Below are 16,320 nucleotides of genomic sequence, written 5' to 3' on the forward strand. Positions count from 1 at the left end.
TTGCCACGTTGTTTTCTACGTAATTGAGAATGGCGGTGTTGGGCAGAGCGTATTTGTGTCCGGTAAGTACACAATGCGGTATTTACCTGCGGTGACTGTGTTGGGAATGGTCCACGCGAGCGTGACGAAGAGATCGCGTCGACGACGGTGGAACGTCACCTTGGTGTCCCAGTCGCCGTCATCGGCGATGCGCACCCAGCCTTGCTCGCGGTGTTGTTGTATTTCGCAAAAGTTTTCCAGCATGGTGGTGCGGGGATCGGTTGCGGTGAACTCTGCAGTGGCAGTGTCGCCAGGGGAGTAGCGCGGTTGAGGTTCGGCCACGAGCTGCCCACCACTGCGGTGACGTACTAGCTGTGGAGCGCGCACAACGATGCGGGGCCGTCGGGGACGAGGTTGGCTTGGCGACGAAGCTTGCCCGGGCACATGGCCCCGCGACCGAACGAGATTGCTGAACTCCTGCTGGTACGCACACAGGGTGTACCGACCGAACAGGGTTGAGCCGCCTTCGTACTGCTGGGAGTCGTACTCTTCCGGGGTAGTGACGTACTGAGAGTAAGCGTTGGAATAGCCGACGAGAAGAACGTGGTCAAGTGACACCTTGAGTTCCGTCGCAACGGTCTGGCGCAGCCGCAACCCCGCCACGATAGTGAACTCCGCTGGCGCTGCGATGAGGTAAAGCCCGCCGATTCGCATCAGTTGCAGGGGCAGAACATTTGGCGTCCAACCAAGCCTGCCCGACGGTAGTACGACGATGCGGCGGTCGTGTGCCTTATATGGTTTGCGGAGGCCTTCTGGTAGTCCGATCCCAGGGCCGTCCTCCACGCTGCCGGAAAGGGTGGGAAGGCCGATGGCGCCCGAGCGTGTGCGCCGCGTTTTCCCATCCGGAGTGAAGCAGCCGTCGACGGTGATGCGCGAGAAGTCTGCGTAACGCAGCCAGGAATCGACACCACCGCCCACGGACGCAGCTGTCTCGTATGCGGCGAATGCGCTGGCGAACTGCCGCAGGCCAATGATTTGAGTGTTGGCGTATTCGTCGTCAGCGGGTCCCGATCCTGGGCGGAGGTTCAAGTTTGGTGACATATCTCCGGCGTTGGTTTGAGGAAACGCCGCAACAAACGGTGCACTGTCGTCGAGGTACCGCACCCCGGCCTGATCGTGTTCCCAGTGGTATGCCGCATATCCCTTGTTGTCACCGCTGATGAGGCGGTTCGTGTTGGTCATGGAGGTGCCGTGGGTGGCGAAAAAGCTGATCGCCCCAACATCGGAGTTGGCCTGTCTGAATCGTAGGACCGTCATGGTGGGATCGATGGCGTTCGGGAAGTGTTTCTTGTCTGCCGCTGGATTTAGGTCGAACGCAGGCCTTGAGCGGTTGACGCTGGCGTCCCAAAGTTCGCTGTGTCCGAGTGCGATTGTGCCGGGACGCATTTGGGAGTGTGCCCTGCTGACGGCAGCGACAATGCCGTTAACTGCGGCCTGGAAGGTGTGTTGGTGGAATCCAAGCGGCGCCAAGTTGTAGACGAGATGGTGGGAAAACCCGCCGGGTCCCGCATGGGTATGTGTCGCGGTGAGCAGCACGTTTTGCTCGGTGTAGACGTCGCCAAACAGTTCGCGAAGTCTAGCCATGACTGCTTGGTGGACGGAATGGAAGATCATGCCGAGATCTGCGCAGACGAACCCAACGCGGCGGTGTCCGTCGTCGACGATGAAGGCGCGGGCACGCAACCGCAGGTGAATCCCCGACGTGCGTTGTTGGGGCATGGAGTAGCCCATCATCCCGTTGCCATACGCCTTGCCGGTGATGTCGGCGATTCCGCAACCGACCTTCATCCCCATCATCTAGTCGAGCGTATCTGTCCTCTAGACGGACTGGCGGACCGTTCGGTGAAGTGCCCCAGCAGGAACGGCAGTGATGCCGTGCAGCACTCGACTGTTGTCGACGAGAAACACATCGCCTGGGGTCCAGTGGTGTGCCACGAATGTCGTTGAACCCCTGAGCTGTGTGTCGAGTTCTCGGAGGACCTTGCGTGACTCGGCATCGTCGAGTCCGACCAGTCGAACTAGCCACGGAGGTGATGCGATATCCACTGGAAGTATCACGCGTAACGCCTGGCCTGCGGAAGTCTGCGTGAAAACCGGTCGCCGGAACCAGCTCTCGGGCAGGAACGGGAATGGGCGCCGGTCGGGGACACAGTATTCGAGCGGATGTTCGGTGAGTGTGTCCAGTAAGTCTTGGTCGATCTCGTTGATCGCACGCACAGTGTCAACAAGTTCGAGTAACCCGGTGGGTGTTTCAGGCGTTGTGTAGGACGACTGGAAACCAATGATTCGGGTCGGTCTGCCGATGAGGGCTGCGTCGCGATGCAAGGGTAGGGGGAACATGCCGGATGCCGCTTGCGGTTGCAGCGCATTTGCCTTCTCAAAGGCGTGCGGGTCGGTACGGCCCTGGTGATCGCCGTGGATTGCGCTCACCAGCGCGGCAAGTCCCGCGTCGCTAAGCCCGGCACCAGTAATCAGTGCGGCGCCGGACTCAGCGAGCGCGGTGCGTGCGTCGTGCACGACGTCGTCGGTGAAGCTGACGGTAGGGAACATGGCTAGTTATTGTTCCTTGAGTGTGGGGTAGTCGGTGTAGCCTTCTGCCGACCCGCCGTAGAACGTCGCTGGGTTTCCAGGTGTGAGGGGCGCGTTTGCCTTCAGTCGTTCGACCAGGTCGGGGTTGGAGATTGCGTCAGTAGCAATGGGGAATACGTCGGCGATATTGTTTTCCAGATCGCGTTCGATGGACTCATAGTCGCGGCCGGCTCGGACGAGCAAAAGTGGAGTGTTGAGTGAACTGCGGATCTCGCGCAGGAACTCTTCGTCGCCGAAGTAGAACAAGTGAATGTAGGCCAGCCCTAGTTTGTCGAGTTCAGCGAGAACGTACCGGTAGTTGTCCTTGTAGTTGGGGCCTTCGTCGTATCCGTTGAAGTTGACGTTCGGGGAGAGTCGAACCCCCACCCTGTCGGCGCCGATTTCGCTGGCTACCTGCTTTGTTGTTTCGAGAAGGAACCGCGCGCGGTTTTCCACCGAGCCGCCGTACTCGTCGGTGCGCTTGTTTGATTGTTCGGTGAGGAACTGCCAAAACAGGTATCCGTTGGCTCCGTGAAGTTCCACTCCGTCAGCGCCCGCCGCGATAGCACTGGCGGCGGCGTCGACAAACTCTTTCTGGACGCCCGGTATTTCCGCCAACGCCAATGCGCGTGGTTCGGGTGCGTCTTTCATTCCTTCGGGGGTGAAGACGTCGTGGCCAGCTTTGATCGCGGAAGGTGCCACTGATCGGCGCCCCTCAATGTGGTTGTCGGGGTGCGCGACGCGCCCAACGTGCATGAGCTGGATGTAGATCGACGCTCCGGCGTTGTGGACCGATTCAATGACTTTCCGCCATCCGGCGATGTGTGAATCGGTGTAGATGCCTGGTGTGTTTGGGTAGCCCTGTCCGTCGTCGGACGGTTGCGTTCCTTCGGTGATGAGCAGGCCGAGTGAGGCGCGTTGGGTGTAGTACTCGGTGATGAGCTCGTTTGGAGTGCCGTCGGCGTCGGCGCGTGATCGTGTCATGGGCGCCATGGCGAGTCGGTGTGGGAGCTCGATTCGGCCGATACGGATGGGGTTCCACATGGTTGTCATGTGTGTCCTTTCAACGATAATCCCGTGAGGTAGTTGAGATATCAACTAGTATCATCCTGGCATTAATGCTTGATGGTGTCAAGTATTGAAGTAGTGGATAATGGAGGCATGAACACCCCACCAGAATTCGACGAAGCTCGAACCCTCGGATTCAAGCTTTTCCATGTCTCCGAACGGATGTCGCAAGAATTCGACGCCATCGCCGCGTCAATGAACCTCACACCCACAAACGCCCGAACTTTGCTTGAACTGCGCGAACCAAGCCCCATGCGCGTCGTCGCCCAGGCACTCGTCTGCGATGCATCGAACATCACCGGGCTTGCAGACCGCCTGGAAAAACAAGGCCTACTCGAGCGTGTGACAGGGCAGGACCGCCGCGTGAAACTACTGCAACTCACCGACGAGGGCGAAAAGGTGCGCGAAGAACTAGCAAGCCGAATCGCCAAAGACTCGCCGGTGACGGCACGGCTTACCCAATCAGAGCGCGCCACCCTAGAAGGGCTGCTCGACAAGCTCCTGTTATGAGAACGGGTCGCCTGTCGTCAGTTGTGTGCACAAACTCGCGGTGTGGCGACCGAAATCGTGCGAGTTTGTGCACACGACCGGCAAAGGCAGCTATCACCGTTGATCTATTGTGGGTCTCAACGGCCGCGAGGGGAGTTGATTGCTGTGGCAGACAGCCCAGTAGCAGGCAGTGCGGTGCCCATTCGTGACGCGGCGACGGTGATGCTTATTCGCGATGCCTCCAAGAGGTTGGAGGTGTTTCTCCAATGTCGAACTGCGACAATGCCGTTTGCTCCTGGGATGACGGTGTTTCCGGGCGGAAGCGTTGACTCCGATGATTACCGGGCCGATGTTGCGTGGCACGGTCCGTCCACGGAGGATTTCGCGCAGTTGCTCGGTACGACGTCGGATCTTGCTCGTGCGCTTGTGTGCGCGGCGGTGCGGGAAACATTTGAAGAATGCGGCGTGCTTTTGGCGACATCACATGATGGTTCGCCGATTGAGAAGCGGTGGTTCGATGACCACATGCACCGAGCGCGCTCCGATCTTGCTGACCGGTCCATTTCACTCGCTGATTTGCTCAATCGGCACCGCTTTATTCTGCGGGCGGATTTGTTGGCACCTGTGTCTACCTGGATAACTCCGATTGGCAACGCGCGCAGGTACAACACGCGGTTTTTTCTTGCGGCACTGCCGGAGGGGCAGGAGGCGGACGGGCACACGACCGAAGCGGACCGTTGTTACTGGTGTGCGCCGAGCACGGCGCTGGAGGAATGGACCGACGGAAAAACCATTCTCCTGCCGCCGACGTGGACTCAGATACGAACCCTTGCTGGGTATTCCGCTCTCGCGGACTTACCGATCCCGTTTGATACCACAACAAATGAACCGATTCCCGTGATTGAATCAGCGCCCATGAATGACGCAACGGGGTGGCGACTGGGGTTCCCGCATTGCGAGGAGTATTTCGAAGGGCTCCCAGAAGGCGCAAAGCGTGGCCTGCGCCCGTAGGGTTATGAGTCCCATTCGGCTACTCGTTTGAGGGTGGCGAGTCCTTGGTCAAGTTCGGCGCCAATATTGCGTTCTACACGGTTAGTGAAGGGGAGACGCATTGTGCGTTTGCCGACCACAATCCATGTCACTGTGCAGGTGTCATCGTGTGCGGCGAGCGCGAATGATGTTGTGCAGCTTCCGGTGTGAAGGCCTTCTGAATCGAACGCGATACGAAGATAGTGGGATGGTTTCGCGTCGGTTATTTCCATTCGCCCCGTTCCTGCGAGTCGGTTACCTGCCCACGCGTACACGGCACCTTCGCCGCGTGCGGAGCCGCTGAATGACCGTTTGAGGTTTGCGTCGCGCCCGTCCCACGGTGACCACTGGCGCCAGGATCGGAAGTCAGCAAGCAGTGGATACACGAGTTCTCGAGGCGCATTGATGGCGATGCTGCGGCGCACGGTGTACGAACGGTGTTTCATGTTGCTCGTCCCCACTACCGCCCGCTGCGGCCCTGCACCGGCCCGCGTTGCACGTTGGCGCCGGGGATGGTGGTGAGGAAGTCTCGCCCAAAGGCCTGGGAGGGTGACCAGGCACCGTACGGGATGCCGCCAGCCATGAGCCGATGGACTGCGTGGATGGTGCTGCGCGCAGTGAAGTCGTAGGTATTGGATACGGTGAGCGAGCCGCTGACGCACCGCCCAGTGCTATCGCGCAGTTCTGCCCATGCTTCGCTGCGGGTGTTCTCCCGCGTGTGGTCGTCGGGGCCCGCGATGGTTTTCGACAGTAGTTTCATCCCGGCGGCCCGCACGGGTGACCAGGCGAACGCCCGCCCTAGGACTCTTGCTCCCGCTTTGGTGGACCGGGGTGATCCGAACTCTGTGAATGTGGTGATGGTTCCTATGCCGTAGGCCCGGTATGCACTACTGACGTCGCCGAGTGGTGCGCTGAGCACGGTGGTGTCCCCGGTGCTTAAGGGGATTGTGCGCGATGCGTGGCATGACGGGACTGTTGCCAATGCGCCGTTGATACGAATGGTGTTTCCCAGCACTAGCCCTTCGAGGGCAGCTTTTAGGGTTCCGGCACTGAAGCCGCCCCGGCTTACGACGGCAATGTCTGCTTCAGTGGCGTCGGGGAAATCGGCGACCAGTGTCGCGACGAGATGATCGGACGGAACGACGTCGAATCCAACTCCTGGCACGAGGGTGATGCGCGCCGCTCGGGCGGCGTCATGGCATGCATAGATCGCTTCAAAGACGTCGATCTCCCCGGTGAGGTCAACGTAATCAGTGCCTGCGGCCAGGCAAGCGGCGACCATGGGTGCGGCCGTCGCCGAGAATGGGCCCGCACAGTAAGCTACAACGTCCACGCTTGTGAGTGCGTGTTCGAGGTCAATCTCGTCGTTGAGGTCCAGGATGCGGTAGTCGAGGCCAAGTTCGGTGGCTAGTTTTTCGATCGCTGCTGCGGAACGGCCAGCGAGCAGCGGTGTGTCACCCATTGCTGCGGCCATGCGGGCAATCAGTTCTCCGGTGTACCCGTTGGCGCCGTAGATCATCCAACTCATACTGCAAGCATCTCAGGTGGGGTGAAGTCTCCTGGCAACTTCAGCGAATATCGCTTTGCCGCTTCGCCTGTTGGTGAGTGGAGTAGTACTGGGCGTATTTAGTTCCAGCGAACAGTAGAAGCAAGCCGACGAGAAGGAACGCAACCACTCGGTAGGCGCCGTCAAGGGCGGCGAGGTCGAAGATGAGCAGCTTCAGTACTGCCGCAGCTGCGAGGACAAGTCCGATGACCACGATGCTTGGTGTGCGCTGCCCGCTTACTCCCTCGAGGAGTAGAGCTATTGCCGTGATCATCCATCCCACGGTGGTGACGGTGTGACCTGCGAGGAAGCCGATGCTTTCGCCGGCGATCAGAATCCCTGCGGTGACTGTGCCCATGCTGAATGCGTAGAGGCCGACAAGTCCGCACACGGTTCGCACAATTTCGACGTTCTCCGACGAAGCGTTGGTGCTTCGGATGACCACGCCTATGGTTACCACTACCGCTAGCAGGATTGCGGCAGCTACTACGACTGGGGTGCTTGCGAAGGTCAGTGCGCGACTCGGGTTGAGCAGTGCGGAAGGCGGACTTGCATCCATCAGGATGATCGTACCGACCACCGTGTACACCCCACTGATTGCGAGAATTCCACCACGTACGCGACTACCGTCGGGGGACACTGCCGCCGCAGCGACCAGCACCAAGGCGAGGCTTAGGATCACCGCGGGACGAAGGCTTTGCGACGATGCCACTAACGCGGCTGCGAGAACTAATGCGGCACCGACACCGCCGAGCGCGACGCGTGCGTGGGCGGGTACACCGCGAACCAGCAGAGCAGCAACTACGCAAGCAACAGCAAAACTGAGGCATACAGTGACGTACATTTCATCCGGTAGCGCATTAGTCGAGGCGAGTACGGGGAGTGCTACCGCGATGATGACGCCTGTGGGAGCGGCGCGGTGTGCGTGCGCAGTGCTGCGCATCAGCGCAAGTGAGGTGCCTACGCCGACGGCAAACAGGAATGCCAGGAGGGCGACGATGATGTACGACTCCGCGATGGTGCGTCCAGGTTCGGCGACTGCGATTGTCATAGCTAGCGTTGGAGGGGCGACTCGTACGACGTGGAGCAGAGGCCAGTCGCGCTGATGTTGGACGACATAGCTCGCGGCCATCAACGTGATGAGGAATGCGATCAAGGTTGCCGACAGTCCACCGGTGACGATCGGTGCCAAAATTGCTGTGCCGAGTAGAACGAAGACTGCCAGCGTGAGGGATTCCCATCGCAGTGCGAGCCCCAACCCGATTGCGGCGATAGCGAATCCGACGGCAAGCCCGACGATTGCGGGAACGAACTCATAGAGCGCTGTGGCGGCGATGACGTCGAGGCACAAACCAGCTAGGCCTGTCGCGGCGAGCGCGACTGCACCTACACGGCCGCCGGGTTTACTCGCCACCTTCCACGCGACTCCGAGAAGCGCTGCACTGAGGAGGCCTCCGACGACGACCCGACCAAGCGGACCGAGCATGCCTGCCTGAATTGCCAAAATCAGGAGAAGTGCGACACCGACGAGGGTTACAGCCGCGCCGGTGACGGCCAGGATGCGTCCGACTACGCCCTCGCGTTCAAACCACGCTTCAGGCTGGTCGTCAACTGACGCTGGTTGACCGGCTGGCGGCTGCATAGGTGGCGGCTGCACTGGTTGTTGTACGCGCGGCGACTGGTGTGGTTGCACCGGCGCGGGTGCGTCGTTGGCTTGGATTGAGCGTTGCAGCAGGTCTAGCTCTGTCCGGGCATACTGCACTTGTGTGCTGAGCTCCTGCAGTCGTGCTGCGAGCCGTGCCGCAAGCTCGCGATCACTTGGTGGGTACACCACTACATTGTCGTATACCGGCGCCGTATGGGTGACTTAACGGCTACTGCGACATGTAGCGAGCGTGTTGTACCTGATAGACGCGCCGAGTCAGGACTTCTGCGAACACAAACATGAGCAAAGCTGCGATGAGCACGTTGGTGGGGGCGACGGAATCGAATGCGAGTCCTGCCGTCAACACAAGTCCGACGATTACGCGGTAGCTGACGTACACGACTGCGCCCCAGAATCGAAACAACAGTGTCGCGCATACAGCTACGACACCCACAGCGATGCCCGCCACGACAATAGGTAGCGGCAACAGGCCGATGATGATGTTGCGTGGTTCGGGGTCCATCGCCGCCAAGGCGCCAACGAAGAGGATTTCCGTGGCGAGGAGGAACCCTGCAAGTGTACGAATGCGCAATTCATCGGCGTGTTTGACCGGTACGGACCTGGTGACGGAGTAGTCGCGCATTTTCGACGCCATTAGTCCGGCAAGTGCAAGTATTGCTAGGGCGATGCCGAAACCAACATCGCTTCCTTCAATGAGGTAGCACATTAGTAGGAACATGCGCACCGATACATAAACGTGTGCGGCCCACAACTTGTCGAAGAGAACGAAAAGCAGCAGCACCAGCGACATTGCGTATGTGGCAAGTTCGGTTACCAGGAGCCAGGATGCTCCACCGTCCGGCCAGGATGTGAACAGCACCATGGCGATGAGCGCTTCGATGGTGAGAAGCACAACGACCAGTACGACCGGTTTGCGGCTGGTCGCAGCAGGGGATGAAGCGTGCGGGGGAGTTGCCGCCACCGAAGGCCTTTCGATAGGTGCGAGGCTGTCTGGTTCGGCACGAGAGTATCAGTGTTCAGTGGCCGCCGTAACTAGAGTGCGGGCGCAATTGGTTCTCAATCAGGCGCCCGATATCGAGTATGTTAGAGTGCATACTAATGTCGAGGGTGGCGCCACTCCATGAACGCTATGTTTTGCCGTGACCCCGCCACAGCGTCTGTCGATGCACCACAAAGCATGACGAAAGAGCGGTGAAATTATGGCTGAGAGTTCACTCCGGGTGGGAATCGCTGGTTCCGGTCCGGCCGGAATTTACGCCACTGATGCGCTTACGAAGTCCGATGTATGTACCGAGCATGGTGTCAGCATCGACATCTTCGAGCGTATGCCCGCACCGTTTGGTCTCATTCGTTACGGCGTGGCACCGGACCACCCCCGCATCAAAGTCGTCGAACGCGACGAAATGCTCCGCGCTTCTTAGGGCAAGTAAGGACACTGCCGTGCCCATCACCCCGCTGGGTCTACCAAGCGTGACCCCCCACATTGCTGAGCGGCCCCGCGCGTCTGAACTTATCGACCGCTACGGTCGGGTCGCCAAAGACCTTCGGGTATCGGTGACTGATCGATGTAACCTCCGGTGCACCTACTGCATGCCAGAGGAAGGGCCAGGTTGGCTGCCCGGCGGACAACTCTTGTCCACCGATGAACTTGCGCGCCTGCTCACGATCGCGGTGCGTGATCTCGGAATCACTGAGATTCGCTTCACCGGCGGCGAGCCCCTGTTGCGCCCAGACCTACCGGATCTCATAGCTACTGCGGCCTCGCTGCTGCCCCGGCCCGAGTTGTCTATCACCACGAACGGAATCGGCCTCGCGGAGAAGGCGCACGCTTTGGCAGTCGCAGGTCTTGACCGCGTGAATGTTTCACTTGACACTATTGACCGTGAAACATTCAGGGTAATTAGCCGCCGTGATCGCCTTGCTGACGTGCTGCGCGGCCTCGAATCGGCCAAGCATGCGGGCCTTAAACCCGTCAAAGTTAATGCCCTGCTGCAACGAGGAATCAATGATGCACATGCGGCAGACCTCCTCGAATTCTGTCTCAATCACGGATACGAGCTCCGAATAATCGAACACATGCCACTCGACGCTGGACATCTGTGGCGTAGCGACGAGATGGTCACTGCCAATGAGATTCTCGCGTCCCTGGCAGAGCGTTTCAGTTTGACACCTGACCCACAGCTTCGCGGAGCAGCCCCCGCACAGCGCTGGCTGGTTGACGGAGGCCCAGCTACTGTCGGAATTATTGCTTCGGTGACGAAACCATTCTGTGGTGACTGTGACCGTGTCCGGCTGACGGCGGACGGCCAGGTCCGCAATTGCCTCTTTGCCAGCGACGAGACAGATCTGCGGTCCTTGCTTCGAGGATCTGCCGACGACGAAGAGATCGCTGATCAGTGGCGCATGGCCATATGGAATAAGAAGCCGGGTCACGGGATCAACGATCCTGATTTTCTTCAGCCATCCCGACCGATGAGTGCAATCGGCGGCTGAAGACACCGTTCGCCGGAGGCTAGTGGCACGAAAAAGCAGCCCCTCGGTACCGTTTCCGAGGGGCTGCTTTCACACGTCTTTCACTCGGCCTTTTGGGGCAGTGCGGCGACAAAGGGTGCGTCGTGGGAAGTTTTGCCTACCTTCGCGGCGCCTCCTGGTGAGCCGAGTGCGTCAAAGAAGTCCACGTTCGCCGCGATGTAGTCCGCCCACTCCTCCGGGGTGTCATCTTCATAGAAGATCGCCTCGACCGGACAAACCGGCTCGCAGGCTCCGCAATCGACGCACTCGTCTGGATGGATGTACAGCATTCTGTCGCCCTCGTAAATGCAGTCGACAGGGCATTCTTCGATACATGCCTTGTCAAGAATGTCGACGCACGGTTCGGCGATGATGTAGGTCATCGGTTTCCTGTCAGGTAGTGAGGGGTTCGAGCCGGGCGGGAACATACTTGTGCCACGGGGTTCCAGCGAACTCGTCCCTAAGATCGGCAGTGGTGAGTTCGTTGGGGGCGACACCGGTGATCGCGGTGCCGTCGGCATCAGGAAAGTCCACACCAAGGCCGTTAGGCAGTGCGATGTTGCCGGGTTGCATCATGTCGCTGTATTCGACGAGGACTTCCGCAGCACCACCGCTGGTAACCAATCGTGCGCGATCGCCGTCTGCAATCCCCAGTGTGGAAGCATCGCTGACGTTCACGCGGAGTGCACCGTCGCGGTCTCGGCGACGCCAGTCTGGGTTGCGGATGATTGTGTTCGCGGTAAATGCCCGGCGTTCGCCAGCAGCGAGTACCAACGGGAATTCGTCAGTGGTCCAGGAGGACCGTGCGGTGGCCAGGTTGCGGGTCTGCTCCAGCAATTCGTCGATAACAATGGTGAAACGTCGGTCTTTGCGCGTCACGTAGTTCCACACGGTGTCCCAGGTGTCAGATGTGAACACCACGCCGGAGTCTGATTCGAGGATCCGATCAAACAGTGCGTTACCGGGTGCCAGGCCAACTCCGGTGAATCCCGCTCGGGCGACAGCCTCGGGGTTGGCGGCAGCACACATTTGGGCAGCTCCCCAGAGCACCGCTGCTCCGCGCATGTTTTCTGGCAGAGTGTCGCCGAGGGTTTCGTACAAAATATATGGAGCGAGCTGAGCGAACCGCGGTTGCGCCAGGGTAAGTGCCATAAAGGTGGCACCAAAAGTGTTTCGACCAGTGTGAGCGGCGGTCCGCAGTTTGGCTAGCGTTGCCTTGTCGATGACGTCCATGCGGCGGATGATTTGAGCATAGATTTCCGGTTCGGCAAGCGTTCCCGGCAACGGTTCAAACACTGGTTTACGGAGGTGGAAGACGTTGTGGGGGAACTCGAAGTTGAAAAAGGTTGCTTCAGGCTTTTCGAACTGGCTTGCTGCGGGAAGTACGTAGTCCGCGTTACGTGCGGTTTCAGTGAACGCGACATCCACAACAACAGTGAGGTCGAGTTGCCGCATCGCCTGACGAAATCGTTTCGAATCGGGGAGTGAATGGGCCGGGTTGGTGCTGTCGAGCCACATCGCCCGGAACCGTTTGGGGTGGTCGGTGAGGATTTCCTCTGTGATCGAGTTGCACGGGATGAGCCCGCCGATGATGCGTGCACCAGTGACGGGTGTTCGTCGAGCTCCACCGGCTGAGTTGCTCACCTTGGGTGGGCCACCAACTAGTGGGGAAAGTACGTCGACGAGTGCGCGGGAGCCACGTTCGACTCCTTTGCTCATACCTGGTGTTCGTGCGGCAGTGGGAATCAGGTCCGCAGCGGTTGCCGCAGCTATCTGCATTGCTTTTGCGATCACACGTCTTTGTGCACGCTGCATCGTTGTCGGGTTTTTCTTGCCGCCTCCCGAGCCACCTCCGGCTAGAGGCACAAAACTTGAATGCAGAAACATCGTTCCTGGACGGGCGAAGTTGCCGGTGAGCATCCACAGCATTTTGTTGAGGTATGACACCAGAGTGCTGTTGGGTGCCTGTTGAATACCAAGGTCTTCGTAGACACATACGCTGCGCGCGGTGCCAATTCGCCGTGCAGCTGATCGTATCTGCTCCTCGGGCACACCACAGATGTCGGCAAAGGCGGGAACATCTATGGTCGAGAACACCTCCCGAACCTGTTCGTATCCTGTTGTGTGTTCATTGATGAACTGCTGATCGACGAGGTTCTCCTGCACGAGAACAGCAACCATGGCAGCGATCAGCCAAGCATCACCACCTGGCCTGACTTGTAAGTGGTGGTCAGCGAGAGCGGCAGTTTCGCTAACCCGGGGATCCACAACCACCATCGACTTGTTCGGATCCTTCGACACTGCCTTCAGCAGGGGTCGTGCGCGCGGAAAGCTGTGTGACTGCCACGGGTTTTTACCGATAAACACCAGTACTTCAGCGTTCTCGAAGTCGCCTTTGGTGTGGCCGCCGTAAAGCTTGCCGTCCACCCACATCTCGCCCGTCTTTTCTTGGGCGAGTGCGTTTGAGTAGAACTTCGATCCGAGCGCGGCGCGTAGTGCCACAGCGTTCGCCGAGCCAAGGTGATTTCCTTGCCCACCGCCGCCGTAGAAAAAGATCGTCTCGCCACCATGCTGTTCCTTGATCCCGAGAAGCTTGGCGGTGATTTCGTCGAGAGCGGTGTCCCAGTCGATTTCTGCGTAGCTGCCATCAGGCTCGCGCCGCATGGGGGTGGTGATTCGGTGTGGGCCATTTTGGTAAAGGTCGAGGCGCATTGCTTTTTCGCAGGTATACCCCTCTGACGCTGGATGATCCTTGTCGCCACGAACTTTTGCGATCCGTCCTCCGTCAAGGTCGAGGATTACTCCGCAGTTGCATTCGCACAGAATGCAGGCGGATTTCTTCGACAGAACCGGAACGCTCCGGTTTTTCGTGTCACCAGGATTCATTTCTTCTCCTCACCGCCGAACCCACAAAAGCTTCGGGACTATGCTAGATAGCATATTGGTGGACCTAACAATGTCAATGGCAACACGGTCAAAATGGGAGCATCGGCAATTACCGCCAAATGCCCAACGCTTATCCGTCACGACGAAATCTACGGGGCGTCAGGTTCCCATTCATCAGCGCGCCCGGCGACACGCATTAGTGTGATGTGAGCCGTCGGGGTGGTCGAAACCGCGACGGCGGCGTTACCCTTGGCGGTGAATCTAATTTTGCGACCTCGGCATCGAACCGGGCTCTGAAGGAATGTGACTGTGAGTTCTGACCACACCGGGAAGCCGAAGAGATCCGGCGCTGGACAAAATAAGCAAAACGGTGGAAAACGGCCGCAGGGGCGCAAGCGCTCACGTGGCCGTGTCATTAGACGTACGTTGTTGCTGCTCCTGATCGTTTTCCTGGTGGTCCCCGCAGCATTGTTTGGGTACAGCTATTACAACTCGGAAGTGCCGCATCCGGCTGATTTACGGAACAGCCAAATCGCCACAATTGTTGCTGCCGATGACGCGACCGTAATCTCGCGGATGGCATCTGCTGAGGGCAATCGAGTCAATGTGACACTGGATGATGTTCCGGTCCACGTGCGTACCGCGATCCTGGCCGCAGAGGATCGAACCTTTTACGAAAACCCTGGCTTTTCGGTTCGTGGCTTTGTGCGCGCCGCGCGCGACAACATTACTGGCCGAGAAGACGCCGGCGGTGGGTCGACCATTACTCAGCAGTACGTCAAGAACACGGTCGTGGGTTCAGATCGCAGCCTTGAGCGCAAATGGCGGGAACTTGTCCTGGCAGCTCGGATGGCACGAGAATGGTCAAAGGACGACGTGTTGCTGGCGTACCTCAACACCATCTACTTCGGTCGTAACTCCTATGGGATCGCGACCGCTGCGCAGTCGTATTTTGGAAAGCCTCTCGCTGATCTCACCGTGGAGGAAGGCGCCGTCATTGCCGCGGTAATTACTCGGCCATCTGCGCTAGACAATGCCAATGACTCTGACGCTCTTCGGGCCCGATGGAACTATGTTCTTGACGGCATGGTGGAAATGAACGCACTGCGACCGTCTGAGCGCAGTGACATGGTTTTCCCCACCATTCTGCCGTTCGACCAGGTGCCAGACCCCAACGCTGCCACCGGCAACGAGGGTTTGATTCGTGCCCAGGTGGTGCGGGAGCTAGAGCGTGTCGGGGTGGATCAGGAAGCGTTGGATACTCGTGGCGTCCGAATCGTCACCACCATTGACCCCAAGGCGCAGGATGCCGCGTTGACCGCCGTGAGCGACATCATGACCGGGGAACCAGAGCGATTGCGCACTGCCGTGGTGTCGATCGATCCCCAAAGCGGCGCAGTCAAGGCGTACTACGGTGGCCCGCAGGGCCAAGGGTACGACTTTGCGCAAGCTCCGCTGCAAACAGGATCTTCATTCAAGGTGTTCGGACTTGTCGCGGCGTTGCAGGAGGGCATTCCACTGTCTGCTCGCTACGACAGCTCACCCGTCAACATTGGCAATTTGCGCATCACCAACGTGGCAGGCGAATCGTGCGGGGTGTGCAACATCGCGGAGGCCCTGAAACGGTCGCTGAATACAAGCTATTACCGTCTCACGTTGTCGATGAGCAACGGCGCACAAAAGATCGCTGATGCCGCGCACGCCGCGGGTATACCCGCGGAGATCCCGGGCCTACCGGGCAAGTCACTCTCTGAGGATGGCGGGGCACCGGAAACAGGCATTGTTCTCGGCCAATACCAAGTTCGCCCCATCGATATGGCGTCCGCATATGGCACACTCGCCGCGTCGGGTATTTACCACGAGCCGTACTTTGTGCAACGCGTCGTCGCCGCAGATGGCGAAGTGCTCTACGAACGCGCAGCATCTGAGGGTGAGCAACGTATCGAGAAAGCCGTCGCGGAGAACGCGACGCAAGCGATGCTTCCCATTGCGGCTTACTCCCGTGGAAACAGCCTTGCCGGAGGTCGTCCGTCCGCAGCGAAGACGGGTACCACCCAGCTCGGCGATACGGGTCTGAACAAGGATGCATGGATGGTGGGCTACACCCCATCGCTGTCGACCGCTGTGTGGGTTGGGTCGGAGAACTCGGAAGCGATCCTCAACCGCTGGGGGTCAAGCATCTACGGCTCAACATTGCCGTCGTCGATCTGGAAAAACACCATGGACGGCGCACTATCTGGCACTGAAGTGGAATCCTTCCCGTGGCCAGATCCCATTGCAGGCCAGGCTGGTGTGCCCACCTATGAGCCGCCAGCGCCTGTGCAGCGGGCACCGCAGCGTCAATCTCCGTCGCAACCAAGTCCAGTGTCGCCGCCGCAAGTTCAGATTCCGCAACTACCTCCGCCGCCGCAATTCCAGGAGGTCGAAATCTTTCCAGGCATTCGTATCCCACTGCCGGTGCGGTAAACCTGCTGCGTTTTTAATGAACTGGCTCACATACTGTGGTGAGCTCAGCGAC

13 protein-coding genes and 1 pseudogene are annotated in these 16,320 nt (G+C 59.2%); 5 read left to right on the forward strand and 9 right to left on the reverse strand.

Annotated elements, in window-relative coordinates:
• Window positions 1-15: 15 nt before the first annotated feature.
• From IEW73_RS01685 to IEW73_RS01695, 3 genes are read right to left on the reverse strand one after another with little or no spacing between them, the layout of a single operon-like run.
• Window positions 16-1,836, reverse strand: coding sequence for a neutral/alkaline non-lysosomal ceramidase N-terminal domain-containing protein (locus tag IEW73_RS01685; protein ID WP_188670068.1), 1,821 nt, complete (start codon window positions 1,834-1,836; stop codon window positions 16-18).
• Between the two features lie 21 nt (window positions 1,837-1,857).
• Entirely contained in the window at window positions 1,858-2,589 is a 732-nt protein-coding gene (locus tag IEW73_RS01690) for a TauD/TfdA family dioxygenase (protein ID WP_188670070.1), read from the reverse strand.
• 6 nt (window positions 2,590-2,595) lie between these two features.
• Complete coding sequence (locus IEW73_RS01695) at window positions 2,596-3,660, reverse strand: alkene reductase (protein WP_188670072.1); 1,065 nt, start codon at window positions 3,658-3,660, stop codon at window positions 2,596-2,598.
• Window positions 3,661-3,768: 108 nt separating this feature from the next.
• On the opposite strand from IEW73_RS01695, the gene IEW73_RS01700 reads away from it, so the two are divergent.
• Both IEW73_RS01700 and IEW73_RS01705 read left to right on the forward strand, forming a co-directional pair.
• Entirely contained in the window at window positions 3,769-4,185 is a 417-nt protein-coding gene (locus IEW73_RS01700; RefSeq protein ID WP_188670074.1) for a MarR family winged helix-turn-helix transcriptional regulator, read from the forward strand.
• Window positions 4,186-4,329: 144 nt separating this feature from the next.
• Window positions 4,330-5,175, forward strand: coding sequence for an NUDIX hydrolase (locus tag IEW73_RS01705; RefSeq protein WP_229675660.1), 846 nt, complete (start codon window positions 4,330-4,332; stop codon window positions 5,173-5,175).
• A gap of 2 nt (window positions 5,176-5,177) precedes the next feature.
• Here the strand turns inward: IEW73_RS01705 and IEW73_RS01710 are convergent, their stop codons facing one another.
• Genes IEW73_RS01710 through IEW73_RS01725 form a run of 4 tightly spaced genes read right to left on the reverse strand, consistent with a single transcriptional unit; the run spans window position 5,178 to window position 9,366 of the window.
• Window positions 5,178-5,639, reverse strand: coding sequence for an SRPBCC family protein (locus IEW73_RS01710; RefSeq protein WP_188670076.1), 462 nt, complete (start codon window positions 5,637-5,639; stop codon window positions 5,178-5,180).
• A 14-nt stretch (window positions 5,640-5,653) separates the two neighbouring features.
• On the reverse strand, window positions 5,654-6,721 hold the full coding sequence (locus tag IEW73_RS01715; protein WP_229675662.1) for a saccharopine dehydrogenase family protein: 1,068 nt from the start codon (window positions 6,719-6,721) through the stop codon (window positions 5,654-5,656).
• Window positions 6,722-6,761: 40 nt separating this feature from the next.
• A complete protein-coding gene (locus IEW73_RS01720; RefSeq protein WP_188670078.1) occupies window positions 6,762-8,570 on the reverse strand; it encodes a DUF2339 domain-containing protein in 1,809 nt (602 codons plus the stop codon).
• Window positions 8,571-8,613: 43 nt separating this feature from the next.
• Entirely contained in the window at window positions 8,614-9,366 is a 753-nt protein-coding gene (locus IEW73_RS01725; RefSeq protein WP_188670080.1) for a hypothetical protein, read from the reverse strand.
• A 238-nt stretch (window positions 9,367-9,604) separates the two neighbouring features.
• On the opposite strand from IEW73_RS01725, the pseudogene IEW73_RS01730 reads away from it, so the two are divergent.
• A pseudogene (locus tag IEW73_RS01730) lies at window positions 9,605-9,790 on the forward strand (pyridine nucleotide-disulfide oxidoreductase); the annotation flags it as partial.
• 55 nt (window positions 9,791-9,845) lie between these two features.
• Complete coding sequence (gene moaA / locus IEW73_RS01735; RefSeq protein ID WP_206050429.1) at window positions 9,846-10,898, forward strand: GTP 3',8-cyclase MoaA; 1,053 nt, start codon at window positions 9,846-9,848, stop codon at window positions 10,896-10,898.
• An 80-nt stretch (window positions 10,899-10,978) separates the two neighbouring features.
• Here the strand turns inward: moaA and fdxA are convergent, their stop codons facing one another.
• Complete coding sequence (gene fdxA, locus IEW73_RS01740; protein ID WP_188670084.1) at window positions 10,979-11,299, reverse strand: ferredoxin; 321 nt, start codon at window positions 11,297-11,299, stop codon at window positions 10,979-10,981.
• A 10-nt stretch (window positions 11,300-11,309) separates the two neighbouring features.
• Window positions 11,310-13,802 carry a molybdopterin-dependent oxidoreductase gene (locus IEW73_RS01745; RefSeq protein ID WP_188670086.1) on the reverse strand — a complete coding sequence of 831 codons (2,493 nt, stop codon included), beginning with the start codon at window positions 13,800-13,802 and terminating at the stop codon, window positions 11,310-11,312.
• A 309-nt stretch (window positions 13,803-14,111) separates the two neighbouring features.
• On the opposite strand from IEW73_RS01745, the gene IEW73_RS01750 reads away from it, so the two are divergent.
• A complete protein-coding gene (locus IEW73_RS01750) occupies window positions 14,112-16,268 on the forward strand; it encodes a transglycosylase domain-containing protein (protein WP_188670088.1) in 2,157 nt (718 codons plus the stop codon).
• Window positions 16,269-16,320: the final 52 nt, after the last annotated feature.

Origin of the sequence: Hoyosella rhizosphaerae, from assembly GCF_014643175.1 — a bacterium.
Classification (GTDB): domain Bacteria; phylum Actinomycetota; class Actinomycetes; order Mycobacteriales; family Mycobacteriaceae; genus Lolliginicoccus; species Lolliginicoccus rhizosphaerae.